Origin of the sequence: Desulfitobacterium sp. LBE (genome assembly GCF_007830365.1) — a bacterium.
GTDB classification, from domain to species: domain Bacteria; phylum Bacillota; class Desulfitobacteriia; order Desulfitobacteriales; family Desulfitobacteriaceae; genus Desulfitobacterium; species Desulfitobacterium hafniense.
Map to the genome: position 1 here is coordinate 2403729 of NZ_VLKD01000001.1, position 23029 is coordinate 2426757.

Genomic DNA, 23029 nt, shown 5'->3' on the forward strand with positions numbered 1-23029 from the left:
ATTTGCTGAATTCACTGCATTTGCTGCATTGGCTACATCTCCATAATCCCATATTCCATCAGCAGTTCTTCCAGCTGCTCCATTTCCATCGGTGTGGGTATGGTCATCATAGTGTTGGCTTCAATCTTACGGGCCAGTGCTCTGTACTCATCCGCTTGAGAATGAGTGGGATTATACTGGATCACGGTTTGTTTGCGCAATTCCGCCCGCTGTACTTCATTATCCCGGGGCATGAAGTGAATCATTTGCGTATTGAGCGCTTTGGCCAGAGCCGAGATCAATTCGTATTCTTTATCCGTCTGCCGGCTGTTGCAGATGAGCCCGCCCAGACGGACCGTCCCCGTGTTGGCATACTTTAAGATCCCTTTGGAGATGTTGTTGGCCGCATACATGGCCATCATTTCACCGGAGGTGACGATATAGATTTCCTTGGCTTTGTTCTCACGGATCGGCATGGCAAATCCCCCGCAGACTACATCACCCAGAACATCATAGAAGACATAATCTGTATCCTCGGTGTAAGCACCGTTTTCCTCAAGAAAGTTAATGGCGGTGATCACACCCCGTCCGGCACAGCCCACACCCGGTTCCGGGCCGCCGGACTCCGCACAGCGCACCCCCAGATGACCTTCCACCAACACATCTTCCAGTTCCAGATCCTCCACCGTTCCCCGTTCACGAGCCAGGTCCATAACCGTGGTTTGGGCTTTACTGTTCAGAATCAGGCGGGTGGAGTCTGCCTTGGGATCGCAGCCCACAATGGTCACTTTTCTTCCCATCTCCGCCAGGGCAACCACTGTATTCTGAGTTGTCGTGGATTTACCGATTCCGCCTTTACCATATATCGCGATTTGTCTCATTTCTTACATCCCCCTATCTAGTCTCGATCTTTTCTGCCGTTATAGGACAGCTTCTTTGCCCACTTCACCTGTCCTAACCCGGACCACTTCATGCAAAGGGCATACAAAGATTTTTCCATCTCCGCAATGTCCCGTTTTATTGATTGCCGTAATAGTCTTGACCGCTGCTTCCACCTCCTGGTCCTGCACGATTAAAGTCAGCATCCGTTTGGGAATCCAGTTGATCCGTGACTCTGTGACTTGCTGAGGTCTGAGGACCTTATTGAGTTCCGGGTCAACCTCTGCTTCCCACCCCCCAATACCATATTGCTTTCCCCGTCCTTCGATGCTCTGAATCGTCAGGGCCGGGAAACCCGCTTCTTCAAGGGCGTTTTTGGTGGCGGGAACCTGGTGCCTGCGGATACAGGCGATAATTTCTTTCATGCCGACAACTCCTTTCTTATGAGCCTTTGTCAGGCCCGCTTATAAGCCTTTGGTTCCTGAGCTTATGGTATAAGCCTCTTCCACTTCGGTAATAAAGATTTTCCCGTCCCCCATGGTCCCGGTCTTGGACTTTTCCAGGATGATCTGGATGGCTTTTTCTAAGTTCTCATCTGGCACAACCATCAGAAGCAAGGTTTTCGGGAATTCATCATAAACCACATCACCGATGCGGATGCCTTTGGTACGGCCCCGTCCAAAAACATGCATTTTGGTTAAAGATGTCAGGCCTGCGTCTGCCAAAGCTTCGGCGACAACTTCAGCCTTTTCCGGTCGGATAATCGAGCGTATCATTTTCATTTCACAATTCCTCCTTAAATTTTCTGAGAGTGCTTTCCTCACTGACCCATCCATGCCTAGCGAAAGACTTCGCATCACCACCCTTCCCAAAAGAATGTAAAATAAAAAGAGAGCCCACAGCCTGATCGGTTATTCGATCAATGGGGGCTCTCTTATCCTCTTAAACACTCCAGATTGAAATCAATCCGGTGCCCATTTTTATTTAATTGGCGGATTATGATGGAATCTAATTTTAAAATAGCTTGCACACTAATTGCCATGAAAGATAGACTTAGATTCATTCTTAAAACATAGGTTAAAATAAAAGAGAGAGCTCTGTTTTTTCTTAGGCTCTCTCTATCACTTCACCGCTCAAGTCCTTTGGACCTGTGCCTTATATGTCACGAAAATCGTGAGTTTGTCTAGAAATACTGTTTATATAGATTTACCCTCTGATCCACTACCACTAACTAAATCACTGCTGTTTCAATGAGCTTTACTTGTTTATATTATAGAGTACTTCGCTCCAAGCGTCCAGCGATTCAGGTCAAGAACACTGTATACATAGAAGCCTTGATTGACAAAGGAATGATTACCCTGGGATAGAGAGCCCGGTACGAATTTAATTCTCTTCTTTTTGCTGTATAATAGCACTATACAGCGATGGCTTGGAGGGAGAATAATGGGACAACCTCAAACAATCAGTACCGGCTTTCCTTCTTTAGATGACGTGATCCAGTTTCTGTGGATGGGCGATAACGTAGTTTTCCAAGTTAAAGATATTGAGGTCTATCAGCGTTTCGTCCAGGGGTTTATCCATAAAAATGCCGGACCCCACCGTAAAATGATTTATATTCGTTTTGCACAGCATCCTCCTCTAATCACCTGCCATGAGCATATAGAACTATTTCCGGTGAATGCCGAGAGGGGCTTTGAAGAATTCTGCACCCAGATTCATGAGAAGATCACTCTGGAGGGCCGGGATGTCTTCTATATCTTTGACTGCCTATCCGAGCTTTTGGACCGTTGGGCAACAGATACCATGATCGGCAATTTCTTCAAGGTGACCTGCCCTTATCTTTTCGAGTTGAACACCATCGCCTATTTCGCCACCTACAAAAACCGCAACTCCTTCCACACCACTGCCGTCATCCGGGATACGACTCAAGTTCTGATCGACATTTTTGAAGCAGAGGGCCAGACTTATATCCACCCTATAAAAATGTGGAAACGCTATACGCCCACCCTCTTCTTCCCCCATATCGAAGAGGGAGATGCGTTCCTCCCCGTCACCAGCAGCGCCGAAGTGGCTTTTCTCAATGCCCAATTGGGGGAATATGATGATAATCCGGAACGGGATTTGGATTATTGGGATCGCCTTTTTTTGAAAGCCGGGCAGCTCCTGGCCGCTAAGGCTTTAACTCATAGCGAAGAAAAGAACCATATCCGGCATTTGGCGCGGATTTTCTTAAGCCGGGATGAAGGGATCCTCCAGCTCATCGATGAACATTTTTCCCTGCAGGATATCCTCTCCATCAAATCCCGCTTAATCGGTTCCGGCTTTATCGGTGGGAAATCCGTGGGGATGCTGCTGGCGCGCAAAATTTTGGTTCAGGATTCTGATGACTGGCGCAAGATTCTTGAACCTCATGACTCTTTCTACATCGGTTCTGATGTTTTCTACTCCTACCTGATCGATAATAACCTTTGGCAACTGAAAATGGAGCAAAGGCGAGCTAAAGAGGATGCTTTGGCCAAAGCAGCTCAGTTGCAGGAAAAAATCCTCAAAGGGCAATTCAATGACTTCATCCGCAATAAATTTTTAAGAATGCTGGAATATTTCGGACAGTCCCCCATTATCGTCCGCTCCAGCAGCTTGCTTGAAGATGGCTTCGGCAATGCTTTCCCTGGAAAATATGAAAGCGTGTTCTGCATCAATCAGGGCACCCTGGAAGAGCGCTACCATATGTTTACTCAGGCCATTCGCGAAATCTATGCCAGCACTCTCAGTGAAGAAGCTCTTGCTTACCGGGAGAAACACAATCTCAGCGATACGGAGGAGCAGATGGCCCTCCTGGTTCAAAGAGTGTCCGGGTCCAATAAAGGGGAGTATTTTTTCCCGGATCTGGCCGGTGTAGGCTTCTCCTATAACACCTATGTCTGGGATAACCGGATCGACCCTCAGGCAGGGATGATCCGCCTGGTTCTGGGATTGGGAACCCGCGCCGTTGACCGGTTAGAAGGAGACTATGCCCGCATCGCTGCCCTGGACCGCCCCCTTTCCGTTCCCTATGACGGGTTGGAGAATTTTAAGGCCTTTACCCAATCCAAAATCGATGTGCTCAATATCCGGGCAAATAGTCAAGAGACGGTTTCTATTCAGGATTTGCTCCAAAAGTCTCTTGAGCTTTATCAGACGCAATTTGCAGAGCGGGATTGGGCAACAGAGCAAAGACTGCGGGACCTGGGCCGAGCTCCCCAGGAACTTTGGTTCTTTACCTTTAATCCCTTATTCGCCAATACCAACATCGCCCAGATTTTTTCCAAACTCATGAAAACCCTGGAGAACGCCTATCGTCATCCGGTGGATATCGAGTTTACCCTTAACCTGCGTCGCAATGGAGATTATTTCATCAACCTCCTTCAATGCCGGCCCCTGCAGATTCGAGGTTCAAAACATCAAGTCCATGTTCCTGAAGAGATCCCTCTGTCCCATACGATCTTCAATGGGGTGGGAAATTTTATGGGAGGCAGCCTCTCCACAAGAGTGCATAAGATCATTTTTGTGGAGCCTTTAGCCTACAGTAATCTCACCCAAAGTCAAAAATATGAAGTCGCGCGAACTATCGGTAAGCTCAACCGGCAGATTGATAAGGAATCCACCACCACCCTTTTATTAGGTCCGGGACGATGGGGATCCCGGCTGCCCGCCTTGGGAGTTCCCGTATCTTTTGCTGAGATTAACCGCATCTCGCTCCTCGGTGAGATCGGCTATCAGCAAACAGGATTTCTTCCTGATGTTTCTTTTGGAACTCATTTCTTTCAAGACCTGGTCGAAAGCGGGATCTTCTACCTGGCCCTCTTCCCGGAAAAAAAAGAAACTGTTTACCAACTGGAATCTTTAGAAAACTATACGGAACCGCTGCCTGAAGAATGTTTTGATAAACCATATCTTCAAAAAACCCTTCAGGTCTATGGCTTCCCGGCTGAGATCAATCTGCAGTTCGTTTCCGATGTAGCCAGTCAGAGGTTTCTCCTCTTTTTACCCATACAATAACCTTGCCTCTGCAGGAGGGCATACAATAAAAGGCTCCAGAAAAAGCGCTTTGTTCTCTGGAGCCAACCATTTAATAGCTCTGCATTGCCGACCTGGCCTGCTGATTGCGGGCTATTACAGATAGTGCATAGTTCAGGACAAAATAGGTCAGGGCAATCATGCCGAAGAGGGTAAAGACTTGGGGCGTAGAGCCAAATTGACCCATGATGATCAAGCCCTTTCCGGTCAGTTCCTCAATCCCCACTGCCCAGACATAAGAGGTGTCTTTGACGACCGTTATGAACTGGGAAACCAGCGGCGGAATCATTTTCCGCAAAGCCTGGGGAAGGATAATATAGCGAAGAATCTGCACATAGGAAAGTCCCTGAGATTTTGCGGCCTCCCACTGACCTTTATCAATGGAGTTCAGACCGCCCCGCACCACCTCGGCGATAATCGCTGAAGTGAATACCGTCATCGCCAGAATACCCGCGTTGACAGGTTCCAACCTCGTCATAAACCGGAACATAAGAATAAACAGGAGCAAAGGAATATTGCGGACAACTTCAATATAGATTGCGGCTAAAGGTGCCAATACAAGATTCTTCGAATAGCGGGCGATGCCGAGAACCGTTCCGATTATGAAGCTGAGGACGATCGTCATGCCTGCAATATACAGCGTTGTCATTAACCCCTCAGCCAGGAAACGAAAGACATAAGGTTGAAAAATTTCTGCCATTATGCCGACACCTCCATCTTACGCTCCAGGTACTGAGCCAGCTGGGCTAAGGGGAAGCACAACAGCAGGTAAAGCAATCCGGCGGTGACATAGGCGGGACCATAATAAATATTTCCTGCCGACCAGGAATCGGCACGATACATCAGATCACCACCGGCAATCATGGCCAATACGGAAGTGTTTTTGATTAGGCTCACCGCTTGATTGGTGAGAGGGGGCAATACGACCCGAGCGGCTTGGGGTAAAATGACATGCCGCATAGCGCCCCAATATGAGAACCCTTGGGATAGTGCAGCCTCCATCTGCCCTCGATGAATCGCCTGAATACCGGCCCGCACAACCTCAGCGATATAAGCACCATGGTATACCCCAACACCCAATACTCCCACACTAAAGACAGGGAGCATGAGCCCAATATGAGGTAGCCCATTATAGACAAAGAAGACCTGGATTACCAAGGGAGTATTTTGAATAAACTCAACGTATACACGATTTATGGCTCGAAAAAGCTTCAGATGGGTACTCCCCAGAACCCCAAAAACTACTCCCAGGGCTAAAGCCAGGCATAATCCCAGCACAGAAACCATGACTGTAGTCAGGAATCCCTCGGCAAATATTGTCCAGTCGCTGAATAGTGCTTGCCACTTAAACCAGGCAAATGGTCCCGTCACTGCTACAGACCCCACTTCTCAATTAATTTGTCAAGCTCTCCATTGCCTTTCATTTCGGCGATCTTATCATTAACCAGTTTGGCTAAGCCATCGTTTCCTAATTTGCTGGCCACGCCATACTCTTGAGGACTGAATTTATCATCCAGGAGCATCGTCGAGTCATCGATATAGCCTAAGAGAATAGAACGGTCAACGGAGAAGGCATCTACCCGGCCGGAATCAAGAGCTGCTTTAATTTCGGGATAGGTAGCGAACTCCTGGAACTTCACTTTGACACCCAGTTTGTCTGCTTCGGCTTGAACGGCTGTTTTGCTGGTCGCACTTTGAGCAACACCAATGTTTTTGCCGTCTAAGTCTTTTAAGCTCTTATACCCGGGAGCTTTCTTGACCAACAAACCAACACCGTCTATATAATAGGGGTCGGAGAAGTTATAGCTCTTTTTCCGGTCTTCTGTAATGGTAAAGGTCGCAACAACCATATCCACATCCCCGCTGTCCAAAAGAGGTCCACGGGTTTTAGCCGTCACAGCTTGCAGCTTGATTTTGCTGGGATCCCCAAAAATCTCTTCGGCCAAGGCCTTAACCAGATCAATTTCGAACCCGTCGATCACATTGGTCTTAGGGTCTTTGTACCCGAACCCAGGCACATCTACTTTAACTCCTACACTTAAGGCACCACGATCTTTAATGGCCTGAACATCTGCAGGCGCACCGGATTCACTTCCTCCGCCGGATTGGGCCGGTTGTTGTGCTGTGCTTGAACCACAGCCCGCGAGTAAGCTTCCGACAAGGAAAACGCCCGCTAAAAGAATACCTAATTTTTTCACAAAATTCCCTCCTACTTTTTTATATATTTTTGGGGAAAATTAACGCAGAATGCGGCTGAGGAAAAGTTTTGTCCTTTCGTGGGTAGGATTAGTAAAGAAATGTTCAGGAGTGCCTGTCTCAAGGACCTCCCCCTCATCCATAAACAAGACCCGATCCGCTACCTGACGGGCAAAGCCCATCTCGTGAGTAACAACAACCATGGTAATTCCTTCATGAGCTAGATCCACCATCACATCGAGAACCTCTTGGATCATTTCCGGATCCAAAGCTGATGTGGGTTCATCAAACAGCATGATCTTCGGTTTCATATTCAGGGCCCTGGCGATAGCGACCCGTTGTTGCTGCCCTCCTGACAATTGAGAGGGATAAGCGTTGGCCTTAACCTTTAAGCCTACACGCTCAAGAATGGCCATTCCCGACACTTCTGCCTCTTCTTTAGAGACTCCTTTAATCAAGGTTGGCGCAAGGGTTAAATTCTCCAGAACCGTCTTATGGGGATATAAATTAAACTGTTGGAAAACCATGGCCACAGATTGCCGAACCTTGGCGACAGGCGCTTTATGGGCGGTGATCTCAACCCCATCCACAACGACTTTACCGGAGGAAGGCTTCTCAAGAAGATTCATACAGCGAATCAAGGTACTCTTACCTGATCCGCTGGGACCAATAACAACCAGCTTCTCTCCGGCTTTAACCTGTAGATCAATCCCCTTTAGAACATGCAAATGTCCAAAGTGCTTATGTAGTCCTTCCAGTAGAATCACTTTATGTCCCCCTATAATTTTTAATGACCTCAAAAGAAGCAACGTTATTTTTCTTGAAGATGTCTATACTATTAGTTATAATATTTATAATATTATCATTCGGTTGAGAATAATGGCAATAGTCGGAATATAATGTATTCTGTATACATATACTTCGAAAAACGTACGAAGTCTCTTTTCAGCCACTATTTATTACTTAGATCTTAACTACCTGCTCATCCCCGCTCTCCCCCAATTGGCATTCTTCTATTTAAGAATAGGAAAAGAGGACCACAAGGAGCCTTTAGGCTGCTGTGGTCCTCTTATGTTACTCACTATCTTCAGCATATCTTTAAATATGATTAAGAGACTATTACAGAGCTTTTTTAACTACCGCGACAGCTAGGCTAACCAAGCTCTCCCGCGATTTCCTGGAGTCGGCAGAAACCATTCCTGCCACGAAGCTGATCAGTGTACATTGCCAAAGATTATCGGTTATGATCCGTTTAGGTTGAAACTTTGCCACGGACTGTTTAAATTGCTGCTTTGCTTCAGCAACAGTTAAGCCATTGTTTTCTTTGCGCAAAGAACCAACCCCCCTCCCAGGATAATCGCTACCAGGGCCACTGCAAATGCAGCAAGGTAAGACGGCATAAGCACACTTAAACCGAGGAAAACACCGTACACAAACATGATAAAAGCGGTGATCGCCAATACTAAAGCGACGACAATTAGCCCAACCGCAATCAGTATCTTAAACAATTTTCCCCGGAAATCTGCAAACTGTGCTTCAAGTAAGTCCAGGAATTTTACGACAATATCTGCTAGTGCTTCCATAGACTATTTCCTCTTCAGCAATTTTACGACGAGGAAACCCAATCCAAAGGCAATCAGAAGGGTTGCTAACGGATGTTCCTTTGCTGCTCCTACCCCTTTTTCGACAACTTTTTTCCCTTCTTCACAGGCCTTTTTAGCAACATCCTCACCGGTTTCGATGGGCTTTTGGGCGACTTCTTTAATGACTTCGTATCCGAGGTCAACCGCCATCAGAAGCGCTGCTTTAACATCGGATAAATCAATGGGGTTTGCTTGAGTAGTCGTCGTTTCATTGGATTGCATCTTTTTCTACCTCCTCTATTTTGCTTACCTGGGGCACCTTTTTGAGTCAATCAGGGTGGCTGTCCAAGCTTTGAGAAGGACTTAGCACCTCTCAAGCCAACTAACTGTCAGACCGCTTGTCCATCTGATTCATTCAAAAATTTTCCCTCTTAGCGAATTCGGATTTCAAAAATCTATTATCTTCCGCCTCTCCGATAGCTTCGCATGACATTATTTTAGCAAAAATTCATATTATTTTCTACACTATCTATAAATTCTATTTAGAATATATTGACAAAACTTTTATTTCTTGTTCGGGGAACTGAGTCCGGCAACCGCATCCAGACACTCCTCCACCTCTTGGCTGGTATTAAAGTACCCTAAGCTTAAACGAACTGTTCCTTGTTGGAAGGTACCAAGGGTTTTGTGGGCATCGGGGGCACAATGCAAGCCCGGTCTTGACGCGATTCCATAAAGCTTATCCAAGAGATAGGAAACTTCCGAAGGTTCCCTTCCCTCCAAGTTAATAGACACGACAGGCGCCCTTTCTACAGAAGGGCCAGGGCCATAAAGAATGACGCCGGGTATTGCGCTTAAGCCCAGCATCAACTGGCGGGTGAGGGTTCTTTCCTTTTCCCGTATCTTCTCTATTCCTTCCTGCTTGATGAATTCTATACCTGCTCCCAGACCTGCAATTCCCGGTGTATTGAGGGTTCCGCTCTCATAACGCTCCGGGCTCTCTTCCGGCTGGAAGGGTTCCTCTGAATTCGCTCCGGTTCCTCCTTCCTTCAGGGTATCGAGACGCAAATCTTCGCGAAGATACAAGCCGCCTGTTCCTTGAGGCCCCAATAACCCTTTATGTCCGGCAAAGACCAAAAGGTCGATGCCCATAGCCTGAACATCGATGGGAATGGAACCTGCAGTCTGGGCAGAATCCACCATAAAAAGGACACCCTTTTCCCCGGCAATTCTGCCGATCTCACCAATGGGCTGAATTAACCCCATCACATTGGAAGCATGGCTGAGGACAATGAGCTTGGTATTGCTCTGAATAGCTGCTTCCACTTGCTCAGGATGCAATCCCTCCTGCACAGAGGTCGGCAGCTTGGTTACCTCTACACCCTGGCTGCGCAGTTTTTCCAGAGGGCGGGTGACGGCATTATGTTCAAGAGAGCTGGTAATCGCATGATCTCCCGGTTTCAACAACCCCTTCAAACCGATATTAAGAGCTTCCGTGGCATTGGGAGTAAACACCACTTGTAAGGGGTCGGAGATATTAAAAAACTCGGCGATTTGTACCCGGGCATTGAGGACAATCTGCCCGGCAAGCAAGGCCATAAAATGACCGGAGCGGCTGGGATTCGCTCCTTTGTTGCGCAGGCACTGATCCACTGCCTCATAAACGCATTCCGGTTTGGGCCAAGTTGTTGCAGCATTATCAAAGTAAATCATACTATCTTCTACCACCTTTTCGGGTTCATTGCCTAGACTTTTAAAGTATAAACTCTATCCTTATCTTTATCTTTATCTATATAGTAATACGTTTTCTTATAGAATGATACTGTCCATAAAGAAACTCCGGGCAATTTAGAAACAACTAGTTTTAAGGTGTTCCTGTCCCGAATCAGAATAAACCTATCGTAGACAAAAAATCGTGATTCTGGGAAGAGTGTTTTTAGCTCTTCCCAGAATCACGATTTTTTTGCACTTATATTGTAATCTTAGGCTAGATGTAACGGTTTACCCAGGATTCCATGTGCTGATTCCATTATTGCTTCAGGCAATGTGGGATGAGCATGGATCGTCTTTGCTAATACTTCGGCGTTCAGGCCTTTTTCCACACCCAACACCAGTTCTTGAATTAAACTACTCGCTTGAGGACCCATGATGCTGGAACCGAGGATCACCCCTTCTTCATTAGCCAAAATTTTTACAGTTCCCATTGTTTCCCCTAACACTAAAGCTTTTCCATTGGCACTAAAAGGGAATTTGCTAACTTTGTACTTAACACCTGCAGTTCTAAGCTCCTGCTCTGTTGCACCGACTGCTGCAATCTCGGGATGAGTGAATATTACGCTGGGTACTGCTCGGTAACTCATTTCAACCTGATGACCGGCGATATGCTCAGCTGCTACCATACCTTGTGCCGAAGCCACATGAGCCAGCATCGCTTTTCCGGTAACATCGCCAATTGCATAAATATTAGGCACTGATGTTCTCATCTGAGAATCAACAACAATACTTCCTCCCTCTAGTTGCAAGCCCAATCGTTGAGCGTTTACTCCGCACAAATTTGTTTTGCGTCCAGTTGCTAACAGAACCCGGTCTGAAAAAATTTCCTGTATACCTTTTGCATTCTCCACAACAGTAATCAGCCGATTTTCTGCGGATTTGATCTCTTTAACCATGGTTTTTGTGAAAATGTCTATGCCTCTTTTCTTCAATACTGAAGTCAAGCGCCTCGGGATTTCATCATCACTATTAGCCAACAAAGAAGGGAGCATTTCAACAACAGTAACCTTTACGCCCAATGCCTGAAAAGCAGAGGCGAATTCCAAGCCAATAACACCGCCACCGATGATTACCAACTTTTCCGGCAAAGTTTTCTCATCTAAAATATGATCACTGGTCATAACACCATCAAGATTCGCCCCAGGAACCGGAATACGAAAGGGAGTTGAGCCTGTTGCCACAACAAGATTTTCAACTTTAAGGCTGACTTGACCGGTTTCAGTTTCGACGTTAATCCTGCCTGCTTCGGTAATTTCACCCCAACCTTTGATTACGGGGATTTTAGCCGTTCGAAATAATTGTTCGACTCCCAAAACCAGATTATGGACTATGCGATCCTTGCGTTCTATCATCTTTGCAAAATCAAATGAACTTTCTCCTGCCCGGATTCCAAATTCCTCAGCTTGTTGAAGCTCTCTCCAAAAATCAGCAGACTTAATCAAAGCTTTAGTTGGAATACACCCTCGGTTAAGACAAGTTCCGCCTAGGCGGTCACCTTCGACAAGAACAACGCTTAATCCCAACTGCGCTGCTCTGAGAGCACATACATAACCCCCCGGCCCTCCACCAAGAATACCTACCTGATACTGTTCCACAACCTGTTCCTCCCCATAAACCTATGCTGACATAGCTATTATCTGCTGCCTATATTCCAACTTGGATAGGAGCCCCTCTATTTCGTCTGAATCGCTGTATTCAACCACAATCATCCAACCCTGATCATACGGTTCCTCATTCACATATTCAGCTGAATCTTCTATTAAGTTATTGATCTCGACAATTGAACCACTCAAAGGCATATAAAGCTGAGAAACGCTTTTTGCTGATTCAGCTTGACCAAAGGTATCATTTTTCTTATAAGTATCTCCAACAGCGGGCAATTCAACAAAGAGGATTTCTCCAAGCTGATCCTGTGCGAAATCAGTAATACCAATTTTCACAAATTTACCTTCAATCTTTGCCCAGGTGTGCTTGCCTGAATAAAAAAGATCATCTCTAAAGATTAATTCCGTAATTGCCTTGGCCATTCCCTATTCCTCCTGTTTTTTACAACAACCACTGACTCGCTCAGAAGGCTTTTGCTTCTATATATGAACATTTTATTTTATCGCTTCTCTAAAGAGAGTAATCTATACCATTTAAGTTATAACTCATTTTGATAGGACAGGATTCTTTGATCATATTGGCTACAGAGCAATAATCCTCCCCTAATCTTAGAGCTTTTTCTAATTTCTCTTTAAATAAATTGTTGCACTTAACAATAAATCTTAACGAAATACTCGTAAAGACTTGTGGCACTGTATCCGCTCTCTCTCCTTCTACTTCCACATCAAACTGCTCATAAGAGATCCGCATTTTATTCAAAACGTTTCCAATTTCGATTGAAGCACAACCTCCAAGGGTGATCAGCAAAAGCTCCATCGGTCTTATTCCTTTATCTGATCCACCATAAATTGCTGATGCATCCATTAATACATCTCTCTGCCCTGAATCGTATCCTCTAAAATTCATATTTTCTTCCCATTTAACAACGACTTTAGCCATACCCATACCTCCCATACATCAATTATCACAATCACATCTGCACATGCAATTGGGATAATTTCTCTATTCAGCATAGCTAAAAACAACTCAAACTAAAAATAACCCCGGTTATATCAATCACAATAATTAGGCCCTACGCATTTAACCTATAAGATTTAAGAGTAAGTCATGTTTCGTATCTCCCGAGCATACTCTTTTAGTTTATTTTCATCAAGGATAGTCAGCCCGTTTTTGCATCGAACAATAACTTTTTCGTCAATTAAACACTTAATAATTCTGGCAGAAGTAACCGGATGAATACCCAAGAATTTACTTATTTCTACATTTGTACACGCCTTTCGAACGGCTAATTTGCCATTTACGACGTTGGCCTGTTCCAACAAGAATTGGCACAATCGATTCACAGCCTTCTTTTGTTGTTTATTTTGAATTAATACAATTGTGGAATTATAGAAATTCATAGCAATATTTATTAGTTCACGCAAGATATCTGGCTTATCTGATATAAACTTCCATATAACTTCTTTGGGAATCTTATAACAAGTACAATGAGTTTTAGCAATAAAATTCGTGTAGCTCACGCCATTATCAAAGAGATACAATAATCCTAACAGCGATTTTAACTGATTATCGCCGGATTTTGTATCATAGATTGTTTCATCACCTTTTTCTGATAGAACAGTGCGATAAATTAATCCATCCACAAGATAGAAGACAAAGTCTACTTTATCATCTTGCTTTATGATGATATCTCCTTTTTCAAAATAACATACTTTAGAACCTTTCAAATTCAATATAAAATCTTTAAGTTCCTGAAACTCCGCTACCATAATACTCCTCCCTTGGAAAATGTATTTTGAAACAAGATTAAGCGCCCTATCGCAACAAATAATTTTACAAGCAGATTATAATTTAAAAAAGCTTCAAGCCGTATAACCCCAGTTATAAAATCGATTGTGTTAATGAAAACTTTCATAAAATCTTTGGGATGTATAACCTCAGTTATACTTCAGCTTCCTTGACCTCTGCTAAAATTCAACTTGTCAAAAGTCTTTTTTATTACACTATTGACAAATTGTATTGCTGCACCAATACAAATCCATCTCGAAGGGAATGGTTATTTATGGTGTATTCACAACTTAATAGTAAATCACTTATCAAATGGCTTATAACCTTTTTCGTCCCGATTATAGTATATCTCATTCCAACTACAGAACTCTACACAGCTCCCCTGAAGATCTTTTTCGTGATCACTACTTTTATTATTATTGTTATGGCCTTTGAATTTTTTGATCCGATTATTCCTGCAATAATGCTGCCTACATTGTATATGATTAGTGGCATCGTTAATCCGGCAACAGCTTTTGGCTCATGGACCAGCACTACAGTATGGATGATTTTTGGCGCTATGCTGCTTGCTAATGTTCTCGATGAATGTGGGTTACTGCCAAGAATTGCCTACTGGTGCATCTATAAATGTGGTGGTAATTTTACAGGCATTATGTTTGGCGTATTTTTCGCAGGCGTTGCCTTAAATTTCGTGACTTTTTGCCAAGCTTTTATTATCATGATGGTCTTTGGGTATGGCATTGTCAAAGCTCTGAACCTTGATTTATCGAAAGAAAGTGCATTGCTCTGTTTTGCCGCAATGTTAGGCGGTGAAGGGGCTCCCAGCAGCTTCATGTATAATCCCGGGTATCTGGGCTTAGCTGAAGAAGGCATACGCCAAGTAGTTCCTGGTTTTTTTGCTAAATGGTATGAAATGATAATTTATAATGGCCCCATTCTTCTGTTCTTCATCCTATTCCTCTTTATCCTGGCTAAAGCATTTAACACGAAATCTATTAAGCTCGAAGGCGGGAAAGAATACTTCCAGGCTAAATATCAGTCATTAGGCCCTATTACCAATAGTGAGAAAAAAGCACTTGCTGTCTTGATCGTATTAATGGTTTATCTCTTTACTAATCCCATTCATAAATACCCGGCAGCTTACGGTTTTATGCTGTTGCCCTATGTGCTTTTCTTACCTAAAATCAATGTGGGAACAAAGGAATCGATCAAAAAGATTAACTTTAGCATCTTTTTCTTCATTGCCGGTTGCCTTGGCATTGGTGTAGTGGGTGGAGCATTGGGATTTGGTAAGCTGATATCTGGTATGGTCACTCCCATGTTACAGGATTCAACTCCTCTTTTTGCTTTACTTGTCATGATGTTTTTCGGCATGATTGGCAACCTTTTCATGACACCTTATGCAATGATGGCCGGATTATCATTGCCTTTTGCCCAAATAGCTGTCGATCTCGGTATGAACCCGATGGCCACAGTCATGACATTAGTTATCTCCACCGATATGATCTTTTTCCCCTACGAAGTTGCCCCCTATCTTCTAATGTTTGGCTTTGGCAGAATTTCAATGGGGCATTTTATAAAGATAAATGCTGCCAAAACACTTTTAACCTTTGTCTTTTTTGCGGCAATACTTTACCCTTACTGGAATTTGCTCAATCTCATAAAATAAATCTTCCCTTTCTGAGAAGCACCCAGGTGAGCGGAAGTGTCAAAGAACTCAAAAAGCAGCAATAAAAGCTTACGAAACTTTTGTTGCTGCTTTTAAGTTCCCCAAAGGAGTCCATCGACATGTCTACAACTACGATGAAGAAAACTTCTTGCCCACAGCTACTTGACACCGACAAAAAACTCTTGTCCTACTTGCTGCGGGAAAATTGTGTGGTATAGTAAGTCTTGGAGGTTGATACACAATGAATAATCGAGTGATTCCTTTTTCACCACCTGATATAACCGACCTGGAAATCAACGCTGTGGTCGAAGTCCTCAAATCCGGCTGGATCACCAGCGGCCCGAAGGTTCATTTACTGGAGGAGAAGCTCCAGGAGTATTGTCAGGCAGATCATGCTGTTGCCCTTGCCAGCAATTCTCAGGGGCTGGATCTCATACTTAAAGTACTCAATATTTCGGGCGAGGCTGAAATTTTAACGACTCCCTATACTTATGTGGCTACGGCCAATGCCGCCCTCCATCGCGGCATTAGACCTACCTTTATCGATCTGAAGAAAGACAGCTTCTTTATGGATGAGGAAAAGCTGTACGATGCCATCACCGATAAGACCAAGGTCATCCTCACCGTGGATATCGGCGGTGTTCCCATGGATTATGACGTGGTCAAAAATATTTTAAGGGAAAAGAATCGGGAGGATATCCTGCTGATATCCGATTCCGCCCACTCCATTGGCGCTGCCTACAAGGGAGCTCCCGTGGGAACGCAATTTGATTTTCATGTCTTCTCCTTCCATGCTGTTAAGAACTTGACCACAGCCGAAGGGGGAGCCATTACCTTTAACGGTGATCGGGAAAATTTAGTCCAGGTCTTCAAGTACAGTTCCTTGAATGGGCAAACCAAGGATGCCCTATCCAAGATGAAGGCGGGAGCATGGCGTTACGATATCTTAACTGACGGATTGAAGTGCAATATGACCGATATCGGGGCTGCCATTGGCCTGGTTCAACTGGATCGCTATGATAAAATTCTCGGCCAGCGAAAGAAGCTCTCCCACATCTATCATTCCATCCTCTCGGAAAAAGAGTGGGCACTCTTACCCTTATTGGAAAATGATATCATGGAAAGCTCCTATCATCTCTATCCTTTGCGAATCCAAGGGTTCACCGAGGAACAACGGGATCGGGTGATTCAAGAGCTGGCCGAAATGGGCATAGCCACCAATGTTCACTATATTCCCATCCCCATGTTTACTTATTACAAAGAGTTGGGCTATGATATTCAGGATTACCCCAATACCTATGCCCAGTATGCCAATGAAATCACCCTACCCCTCTATTCCATCCTGACCTCCGCTGATTGTGAATACGTGGCGGAGAACGTGATTAAAGCTGTTGAAAAACATAGGAAATAAAATAGTACAGCCAGCAAATCTTTAATCGATCCGCTGGCTGTACTATTTTTGACTATCTATTAAGCTCCCGCATTTAGTATTGACTTTTCGCTTTAACCCTCAACTAATTTGACCGTCACAAAATCCCCAGCCTCTATAGAATCTTCCGTGACCTCGCAGTCCAGAGCGAGAATTTTTACTCCCTGCTTTTCAGCCTGAATCAATGCATCCCCAAAGGCTTGGTGGGTCTTGATGTTGGGGGTGAAATAGTGAATATCTTTCATTTGAATGATGAACACCACATAGGCTTCATACCCTGCAGCCACAGCCTGGCTCAACTCGCGCAGGTGCTTAACCCCCCGTTCTGTGGGGGCATCGGGAAAGAGCGCAACTCCCTCTTCCTCTAAGGTTACCCCTTTCACTTCAACAAAGATTTTTCTCTGTCCTGCCTCCAGATAAAAATCAAAGCGCGAATTTCGAAAGGTCTGCTCCTGCTTAATATGCTGAAGCTCCTGAAAATACCCTTTCTCCAACCATTCACGAAACACCTTGTTCGGCACTTGACTGTCCATGTTAATCAGCCTATTCCCTTTGCGAACTCCGATCAGGTCGTATTTTGTTTTCCGATGCTCAAAATCCGCTTCTTGAAGGAAAACCGTCACTCCCGGTATTAATAATTCCCTGCAGCGGCCTGTATTTTTAACATGACAGATTTCCTCTTTACCGTCGATTTCCACCTTAGCAATGAACCGATTGGGACGAGAAAGAAATTGTCCTTCTCTGATATTGGTGTACTTCATAATCCTCCTAATTGGATACCGTTGATATTTTTGAACTTTTTGTGAATATTCTTTATCTTTCTTCAATTCTACTACTTGTCTACTACAATAATTTCTCAAAATCAGTTATAATGTCCCTAACAAAATTATATGTTGGGGGAGGAATCTTTTTGGCTGATTTAGGTTCGGCAATCCGTTTTATGCGCAAAAACCAAAAACTAAGTCTAAAAGATGTTGCTGAGAAGACAGAACTAACGATAAGTCATTTAAGTCAAATTGAAAGGAACCTGGCTAGCCCCTCCCTGATCACCTTAGAAAAAATAGCCTCTGCTTTAGGATACCCCATCTCTTCCTTTTTCGTAAACCCCCAATTCACCTCAACTCATATTCCTGCGGAAGCTCAGAGAACCATTCAAATTAATCCAGGAATGACTCTTCGTTTTTTAATCAATAATGTCGGTCAAAGGAATCAGCTCGGTGCCTATATCGCTGAAGTTGCCGATCTCTCAGAAGAGATTATTATTCACCACGGAACTAAATTAATCTATGTCTTAGAAGGAGAAATGCACTTCAATGTAGCTCAAAAGGAATTTTACCTTACTGAAGGAGATTCCCTCTTCTTTAATGGCAATGTTCCTCACTGGATAAGCCGCAAATCCAAGTCAAAACTTAAACTTTTCGTGGCCACAACTCCACCTGAAATTTTCTAAGGGGGCGGTAATTCTTGATTGAGGTCGGTGAATTCATACGCGCCATACGAAAAAGGCGCAACCTTACAACCACCCAATTGGCGGATCAATTGGATTTGAGCAACGGCTATATCAGCTTGATTGAGAGGAACATCGTCAGCCCTTCCCTGGCCACTCTTAAAAGAATTGCCCAAGCGCTCAGTGTCCCTCTGGAGTCCTTCTTCTTGGATCCGGATACAGAAATTATTTATAGTTATCTTAAGAAAGATGAACAGCAGTACATTCCTGCTGAAGGCAGAAATTGGCACTTACTGATTGATCATTCTAAAACCAATCTTATGGGTGCCTTTGTTGTGGACTCAACGGCTGTGGATAAAAACGTCTATTCCCACCAAGGTGTGGAATTAATCTATGTTCTGGAAGGCGAAACTTCGCTTAACATAAGTAAAGAGGACTATCAGCTAAAGGCTGGGGATTCTTTATATTTCGATGCCTCGATTATGCACTGGGATAATAAAAAACCCGATGTGCCACTGAAACTTATCGTAATAGCCACCCCGCCGGAAGGATTCCATTTTTAGTTCTCAGTATTTTATAGAAATATGAAGGCTCTAAAAGCATTACGAAGCTTTTAGAGCCTTCTAAACATGTGCCAAGGATTAACAGCCTTTAATCCGCTCAGAGTGAGTGTAGATATTCATGCGGTTTTCCCGGACAAATCCGAGCACAGTGACTCCCAGTTCCTCCGCAAGCTTAAGGGCCAGATCGGTAGGGGCTGATACCCCAATGAGGATAGGGCAGCCCATCTTGGCTGCCTTGATCAGGATCTCCGAAGAAATCCGGCCACTAAAGACAATTACTTTTTGGGAAATATCCGTTCCATTGAGAAAAGCATGTCCATACAATTTATCCAGGACATTGTGCCTGCCGATATCCACGGCACAATAATCCAAGGAACCTTGGGAAGCTAAAGCCCCCCCATGAACTCCTCCGGTAAGATGAAACAGTTCCGAATTGTCTTCCAACAAATTGATATAGTGGCTGACTTCCTGGGCGGTAATGGTGTGCCGGCTCTCTACTTTCTGAGCCAATCGGGCATCATTAGCAAAATAAAAGGCACTTTTCCCTTTGCCACAGCAAGAAGTGAGATAACGTTTCAGAAAAAGGTCTTCACTAAGGGTTTGTTCCACTGACGTTTCCACCCACACAAGTCCTTCCCTTTTATCCAAGGTAATCTTCTTTATCTGATCAGGATCTTCGATGATCCCTTCCGAACCGAGAAAGCCTATGACCAATTCCTTCTCTTGAGTGGGCGTACAAACCATGGTCGCAAATTCTTTACCATTAATAAAGACTGTGAGGGCCTTTTCGATGGCAACCAGTTCTTTGACCACTTCTTTATCGGTTCCTATAATTTTGATGACCTGAGTTTCTGTAGTGCTAGCTAAATGGCCGCTCATGTCATTCTCCCCCCTGCAAAAATCTTTCCACCCTTGCTTAGGTCATCTTCTATTCTATTATACGACCTAACGGACAACTTTACCTTTTTGCACTTTTATTCTTTTGCGGTAATCTTTCAACTTCTCTGAAAAATGAAGGAGAGTTATTTCCTTGTTTCCAAATCGCCTCATTTCTTCTTGTCAAAATCATGGTATACTAGTACTAAATTCAGACAAAATATGTTCCAAGGTAATCACAAGGGGGTATTGGCAATGAAGGTTCAGGATATTATGCAGACCAATGTTATTACAATTTCGCCGAATACGGAAATTAGGGAAATCGCTAAGCTGCTGTGTGACCATCATATTTCCGGAGTCCCGGTCATCGACCTTTTCGGCAATTTAATCGGTATTGTCAGCGAAGGGGATCTGCTGCATAAGGAGACTCATCCCCGGGTTCCTGAAGCGGTAGGATTCCTGGGTGCTCTGATCTATTACCGCGGTGTCAAGCAATATGAATCCGATCTAAAGAAACTGGTTGCCCTTAAGGCCTCGGAAATAATGACTCATGAGGTTATAACTCTTGATAAAGACGCCTCCATTGAGGAAGCCGCCTCTCTCATGATCAATCACAATGTGAAACGGTTGCCCATCATGGAAAACGGCAAAATGGTCGGAATCATCACCAGAAAAGATGTCATTAAGGTTCTTATCGAGGAGTAGCCGTTCTTTGCCAAATTACATAGCCCACACAACAAGCAGCCCGCCGCTTCCTTTTGGGACCCGGCGGGCTGACTTTATCAATGAAAGAAGTCATGGATTAACCAATTCATAATAATGCTTCCCCTCGGAGTTCACCCGCTGGGCCTCTCCTTTGTACACCAGATGCTCCAGATGAGCCATAGCTTCACCTGAGGCAAACCACTTCTGGGTAAGGGGAAAATCATTCCAGCTCTTATAGCTCAAATCCCAATGCATTCTTGCCGCTGTCTCTATGACTGATTTTTGGCCATCACGCAGAATCCCGGTGATTTCCTCAAGTCGTTCCTGATGATGAATGATCAATTCATCAATCCGTTGCCGATGGTCTTGAATAAGACTGCGATGAGACGGAAACACCCAGTCAATTTCAAACCGGCGAATTTTGTTCAGGCTCTCCATGAAATTTCCCAGGCTATCGATTTTGTAATGCCAAAAAGTAATATTCGGGGTAATTTCATTCAGGATATGATCCCCGCCCAAAAACAGCTTATGCTTTCTTTCGTATAAACCGATATGTCCGGGGCTATGGCCTGGAATATCGATCACTTCGAACCGATAGGGACCCACTTCTAAGCAATCCCCTTCTTGCAATGGGGTGTATGCAAAGGGTTCCTTAGGGGCTATGTCGAAAGCCTCAATCTCTTTCATGCCGATTCCCTGGTTCAAATTAAGACCCTCACTCAAATGCCCCAGCACCTGTTCAGGAGAGGTTCTGAAATTATTGAGCAGAATACCGTCTTTCTTTCCGATATAGACCTTACACCCTTGTTTCCACAGATAGTCAGCCAGCCCGGAATGGTCCACATGCATATGGGTCAGCACCAAATCTGTCCGTTTCAGGTCGATGCCTGACGCTCTGATTCCTTCCATCAGAGCATTCCTACACTCTTCCCTATTAAACCCTGTATCCAAAATCAAGGAACGGCCTTGAGAGGGGATAATATAGCTATTTAATGCCTTCAGTGGATTTTTTGGCAAGGGTATTTCATTTAAGTAAATCTGGGGGTAGACTTCCCGAATCATTCTTTTCACCTCAATATTTAAAAAATTAACTATTCCGATTATTCTAACACAACTATCCTGTGATTCATAGACATACGCTCTACTCTACCACGACAAACGCATGAAAAATATCATTAATAAAAAGCAAAAAGCATGGTAAGATCTTCCTAAGGAATAGGAGGAGATTGCCATGAAGGAACTATTCAAAAGAATAGAACAGATCAACGACCCAAGGCAGGCCCACAAAACAAAGCACAAACTCATGGACATCGTGGTTATCGTCTTATTTGGAATGCTGGGGAATGCGGATACATGGGAAGAAATACAGATTTTTGCAGTATCCCATGAGGAGCTATTACGTAACTATTTAGACATCCCTCATGGAATACCGTCCCACGACACACTACAGCGAGTGATGGGCTTAATTACTCCAGAGACCATGGGGGGAATACAAGCAGCATGGAATGACATGTTAAGCCGCGGGGAAGGAGAAAAGCTCAAGAAAATCATTAATATCGACGGAAAAACCATGCGCGGAAGTAGGGTCAATGAAACACGGGCTCTGCATGTCGTGTCTGCATGGTCCAAAGACGACGGAGTATGTTTTGGACAAAAAACAATCCAAGAAAAAGAAAATGAAATCCTAGCCATCCCGGAATTGCTCAAGACTCTAAGCCTAAAGAACAGCGTGATCACGATAGATGCCATGGGAACTCAAACCAAGATTGCAGAACAAATCGTAAACCAAAAAGCGGATTATGTCTTAGCGGTCAAAGAAAACCAGGCCAATTTATATAAGGACATCGCGCTTTACTTTGAGGAAGAAGAGTTTAAAAAAGGGTCAGGACATACAAGAACCCTAGAAAAAGCCCGGAGTCAGATGGAAAAGCGGGACTATTATCAAAGTGAAGATGTTTCATGGCTAGCGGACAAAGAACGATGGAAAGGGCTCAAGAGCATAGGAATGGTCGTCAAAACCATCGAAAAACAGGGAAAAGTCACAGAGGAAAAGCGATATTATATCAGCAGCCTGCCTGTCCAGCCAGAACTCTTTGCCAAAGCAGTGCGAGGACATTGGGCCATAGAAAGTATGCACTGGCAGTTGGACGTAACCTTTCGAGAGGATAACAACACAACCTTGGATAAAAATGCAGCATTAAATCTGAATATATTGCGGAAAATGTGTTTGCCTATCTTGAAGCTATTAGATATAGGAATGAGAGCTTCATTGAAAAGTAAGCGGTATGCCTTTTGTTCCAATCCTGCCAAATATATGGGTCAAATTCTCAGTATGTAATTTTTTAATGGGCATACATGGAGCTATGTGGATAAAGATTTTCATGCGTTTGTCGTGTCTACTCTACCCTCTTAAAAATTCTCCAACTGTTAGGGGAGAAGATGTTGTGAAGCTAAAACTTAGCCCTTATAATAGAATGGATG

25 protein-coding genes are annotated in these 23029 nt (G+C 44.2%); 7 read left to right on the plus strand and 18 right to left on the minus strand.

Going from position 1 to position 23029, the window contains the following annotated elements:
- Positions 1-32: 32 nt before the first annotated feature.
- From nifH to DESLBE_RS11425, 3 genes are read right to left on the minus strand one after another with little or no spacing between them, the layout of a single operon-like run.
- Complete coding sequence (nifH, locus tag DESLBE_RS11415) at positions 33-860, minus strand: nitrogenase iron protein (RefSeq protein ID WP_005813529.1); 828 nt, start codon at positions 858-860, stop codon at positions 33-35.
- 39 nt (positions 861-899) lie between these two features.
- Positions 900-1283: a P-II family nitrogen regulator gene (locus DESLBE_RS11420; protein WP_011461721.1), complete on the minus strand. Its 384-nt coding sequence runs from the start codon at positions 1281-1283 to the stop codon at positions 900-902.
- A gap of 39 nt (positions 1284-1322) precedes the next feature.
- Positions 1323-1640 (minus strand): P-II family nitrogen regulator, encoded by a 318-nt coding sequence (locus DESLBE_RS11425; protein ID WP_026198846.1) that lies wholly within the window; start codon positions 1638-1640, stop codon positions 1323-1325.
- Positions 1641-2301: 661 nt separating this feature from the next.
- Here DESLBE_RS11425 and DESLBE_RS11430 point away from each other — a divergent pair.
- Positions 2302-4896, plus strand: coding sequence for a PEP/pyruvate-binding domain-containing protein (locus DESLBE_RS11430; RefSeq protein WP_144676867.1), 2595 nt, complete (start codon positions 2302-2304; stop codon positions 4894-4896).
- Between the two features lie 70 nt (positions 4897-4966).
- Here the strand turns inward: DESLBE_RS11430 and DESLBE_RS11435 are convergent, their stop codons facing one another.
- The 12 genes from DESLBE_RS11435 to DESLBE_RS11490 all read right to left on the minus strand — a co-directional run bounded on the left by DESLBE_RS11435 (position 4967) and on the right by DESLBE_RS11490 (position 13840).
- Positions 4967-5614 (minus strand): amino acid ABC transporter permease, encoded by a 648-nt coding sequence (locus DESLBE_RS11435; RefSeq protein WP_144676869.1) that lies wholly within the window; start codon positions 5612-5614, stop codon positions 4967-4969.
- Entirely contained in the window at positions 5614-6285 is a 672-nt protein-coding gene (locus DESLBE_RS11440; protein ID WP_011461724.1) for an amino acid ABC transporter permease, read from the minus strand. The genes DESLBE_RS11435 and DESLBE_RS11440 overlap by 1 nt, the downstream gene beginning before the upstream one ends.
- A 2-nt stretch (positions 6286-6287) precedes the next feature.
- Positions 6288-7112 (minus strand): transporter substrate-binding domain-containing protein, encoded by an 825-nt coding sequence (locus DESLBE_RS11445; RefSeq protein ID WP_144676871.1) that lies wholly within the window; start codon positions 7110-7112, stop codon positions 6288-6290.
- Between the two features lie 39 nt (positions 7113-7151).
- Complete coding sequence (locus DESLBE_RS11450; RefSeq protein WP_035214247.1) at positions 7152-7877, minus strand: amino acid ABC transporter ATP-binding protein; 726 nt, start codon at positions 7875-7877, stop codon at positions 7152-7154.
- 352 nt (positions 7878-8229) lie between these two features.
- Positions 8230-8442 carry a hypothetical protein gene (locus DESLBE_RS11455; protein WP_015943165.1) on the minus strand — a complete coding sequence of 71 codons (213 nt, stop codon included), beginning with the start codon at positions 8440-8442 and terminating at the stop codon, positions 8230-8232.
- Entirely contained in the window at positions 8418-8693 is a 276-nt protein-coding gene (locus DESLBE_RS11460; protein ID WP_005813510.1) for a phage holin family protein, read from the minus strand. The genes DESLBE_RS11455 and DESLBE_RS11460 overlap by 25 nt, the downstream gene beginning before the upstream one ends.
- A gap of 3 nt (positions 8694-8696) precedes the next feature.
- Positions 8697-8975, minus strand: coding sequence for a hypothetical protein (locus tag DESLBE_RS11465; RefSeq protein WP_005813508.1), 279 nt, complete (start codon positions 8973-8975; stop codon positions 8697-8699).
- 282 nt (positions 8976-9257) lie between these two features.
- A complete protein-coding gene (locus DESLBE_RS11470) occupies positions 9258-10406 on the minus strand; it encodes an aminotransferase class V-fold PLP-dependent enzyme (protein ID WP_144676873.1) in 1149 nt (382 codons plus the stop codon).
- A 269-nt stretch (positions 10407-10675) separates the two neighbouring features.
- Complete coding sequence (gene lpdA, locus DESLBE_RS11475) at positions 10676-12061, minus strand: dihydrolipoyl dehydrogenase (protein WP_144676875.1); 1386 nt, start codon at positions 12059-12061, stop codon at positions 10676-10678.
- A gap of 21 nt (positions 12062-12082) precedes the next feature.
- Entirely contained in the window at positions 12083-12493 is a 411-nt protein-coding gene (gene gcvH / locus DESLBE_RS11480) for a glycine cleavage system protein GcvH (protein ID WP_144676877.1), read from the minus strand.
- 88 nt (positions 12494-12581) lie between these two features.
- The gene (locus tag DESLBE_RS11485; RefSeq protein WP_011461731.1) at positions 12582-13010 is read right to left on the minus strand and encodes an OsmC family protein; all 429 of its coding nucleotides are present in this window, start codon (positions 13008-13010) and stop codon (positions 12582-12584) included.
- Positions 13011-13165: 155 nt separating this feature from the next.
- On the minus strand, positions 13166-13840 hold the full coding sequence (locus tag DESLBE_RS11490; RefSeq protein ID WP_005813498.1) for a Crp/Fnr family transcriptional regulator: 675 nt from the start codon (positions 13838-13840) through the stop codon (positions 13166-13168).
- Positions 13841-14133: 293 nt separating this feature from the next.
- Between DESLBE_RS11490 and DESLBE_RS11495 the strand changes: the two genes are divergently transcribed.
- Both DESLBE_RS11495 and DESLBE_RS11500 read left to right on the plus strand, forming a co-directional pair.
- Positions 14134-15528 (plus strand): SLC13 family permease, encoded by a 1395-nt coding sequence (locus DESLBE_RS11495; protein ID WP_243131292.1) that lies wholly within the window; start codon positions 14134-14136, stop codon positions 15526-15528.
- 241 nt (positions 15529-15769) lie between these two features.
- Positions 15770-16939: a DegT/DnrJ/EryC1/StrS aminotransferase family protein gene (locus DESLBE_RS11500; RefSeq protein WP_144676881.1), complete on the plus strand. Its 1170-nt coding sequence runs from the start codon at positions 15770-15772 to the stop codon at positions 16937-16939.
- A 92-nt stretch (positions 16940-17031) separates the two neighbouring features.
- Here DESLBE_RS11500 and sfsA read toward each other — a convergent pair whose 3' ends face one another.
- The gene (sfsA, locus tag DESLBE_RS11505) at positions 17032-17718 is read right to left on the minus strand and encodes a DNA/RNA nuclease SfsA (protein ID WP_144676883.1); all 687 of its coding nucleotides are present in this window, start codon (positions 17716-17718) and stop codon (positions 17032-17034) included.
- Between the two features lie 149 nt (positions 17719-17867).
- Here sfsA and DESLBE_RS11510 point away from each other — a divergent pair, with 149 nt between their 5' ends.
- Complete coding sequence (locus DESLBE_RS11510) at positions 17868-18407, plus strand: helix-turn-helix domain-containing protein (protein WP_015943161.1); 540 nt, start codon at positions 17868-17870, stop codon at positions 18405-18407.
- A gap of 14 nt (positions 18408-18421) precedes the next feature.
- Entirely contained in the window at positions 18422-18967 is a 546-nt protein-coding gene (locus DESLBE_RS11515) for a helix-turn-helix domain-containing protein (RefSeq protein ID WP_144676885.1), read from the plus strand.
- Between the two features lie 78 nt (positions 18968-19045).
- On the opposite strand, the gene fdhD is transcribed toward DESLBE_RS11515, so the two are convergent.
- Positions 19046-19846 carry a formate dehydrogenase accessory sulfurtransferase FdhD gene (gene fdhD / locus DESLBE_RS11520; protein WP_005813485.1) on the minus strand — a complete coding sequence of 267 codons (801 nt, stop codon included), beginning with the start codon at positions 19844-19846 and terminating at the stop codon, positions 19046-19048.
- A 252-nt stretch (positions 19847-20098) separates the two neighbouring features.
- Here fdhD and DESLBE_RS11525 point away from each other — a divergent pair, with 252 nt between their 5' ends.
- Positions 20099-20548: a CBS domain-containing protein gene (locus DESLBE_RS11525; RefSeq protein ID WP_026198843.1), complete on the plus strand. Its 450-nt coding sequence runs from the start codon at positions 20099-20101 to the stop codon at positions 20546-20548.
- A 90-nt stretch (positions 20549-20638) separates the two neighbouring features.
- On the opposite strand, the gene DESLBE_RS11530 is transcribed toward DESLBE_RS11525, so the two are convergent.
- Positions 20639-21610: an MBL fold metallo-hydrolase gene (locus tag DESLBE_RS11530; RefSeq protein ID WP_144676887.1), complete on the minus strand. Its 972-nt coding sequence runs from the start codon at positions 21608-21610 to the stop codon at positions 20639-20641.
- Between the two features lie 169 nt (positions 21611-21779).
- On the opposite strand from DESLBE_RS11530, the gene DESLBE_RS11535 reads away from it, so the two are divergent.
- Entirely contained in the window at positions 21780-22886 is a 1107-nt protein-coding gene (locus tag DESLBE_RS11535; RefSeq protein WP_144676889.1) for an ISAs1 family transposase, read from the plus strand.
- The last annotated feature ends 143 nt before the right edge of the window (positions 22887-23029 follow it).

Coding starts and splice junctions, on each gene's coding strand:
- DESLBE_RS11465 (WP_005813508.1), bottom strand. CDS start 8,975: ATGCAATCCAATGAAACGACGACTACTCAAGCAAACCCCATTGATTTA.
- DESLBE_RS11420 (WP_011461721.1), bottom strand. CDS start 1,283: ATGAAAGAAATTATCGCCTGTATCCGCAGGCACCAGGTTCCCGCCACC.
- DESLBE_RS11535 (WP_144676889.1), top strand. CDS start 21,780: ATGAAGGAACTATTCAAAAGAATAGAACAGATCAACGACCCAAGGCAG.
- DESLBE_RS11430 (WP_144676867.1), top strand. CDS start 2,302: ATGGGACAACCTCAAACAATCAGTACCGGCTTTCCTTCTTTAGATGAC.
- fdhD (WP_005813485.1), bottom strand. CDS start 19,846: ATGAGCGGCCATTTAGCTAGCACTACAGAAACTCAGGTCATCAAAATT.
- DESLBE_RS11435 (WP_144676869.1), bottom strand. CDS start 5,614: ATGGCAGAAATTTTTCAACCTTATGTCTTTCGTTTCCTGGCTGAGGGG.
- DESLBE_RS11525 (WP_026198843.1), top strand. CDS start 20,099: ATGAAGGTTCAGGATATTATGCAGACCAATGTTATTACAATTTCGCCG.
- nifH (WP_005813529.1), bottom strand. CDS start 860: ATGAGACAAATCGCGATATATGGTAAAGGCGGAATCGGTAAATCCACG.
- DESLBE_RS11460 (WP_005813510.1), bottom strand. CDS start 8,693: ATGGAAGCACTAGCAGATATTGTCGTAAAATTCCTGGACTTACTTGAA.
- DESLBE_RS11485 (WP_011461731.1), bottom strand. CDS start 13,010: ATGGCTAAAGTCGTTGTTAAATGGGAAGAAAATATGAATTTTAGAGGA.
- gcvH (WP_144676877.1), bottom strand. CDS start 12,493: ATGGCCAAGGCAATTACGGAATTAATCTTTAGAGATGATCTTTTTTAT.
- sfsA (WP_144676883.1), bottom strand. CDS start 17,718: ATGAAGTACACCAATATCAGAGAAGGACAATTTCTTTCTCGTCCCAAT.
- DESLBE_RS11425 (WP_026198846.1), bottom strand. CDS start 1,640: ATGAAAATGATACGCTCGATTATCCGACCGGAAAAGGCTGAAGTTGTC.
- DESLBE_RS11500 (WP_144676881.1), top strand. CDS start 15,770: ATGAATAATCGAGTGATTCCTTTTTCACCACCTGATATAACCGACCTG.
- DESLBE_RS11470 (WP_144676873.1), bottom strand. CDS start 10,406: ATGATTTACTTTGATAATGCTGCAACAACTTGGCCCAAACCGGAATGC.
- DESLBE_RS11490 (WP_005813498.1), bottom strand. CDS start 13,840: ATGGTAGCGGAGTTTCAGGAACTTAAAGATTTTATATTGAATTTGAAA.
- DESLBE_RS11495 (WP_243131292.1), top strand. CDS start 14,134: ATGGTGTATTCACAACTTAATAGTAAATCACTTATCAAATGGCTTATA.
- DESLBE_RS11530 (WP_144676887.1), bottom strand. CDS start 21,610: ATGATTCGGGAAGTCTACCCCCAGATTTACTTAAATGAAATACCCTTG.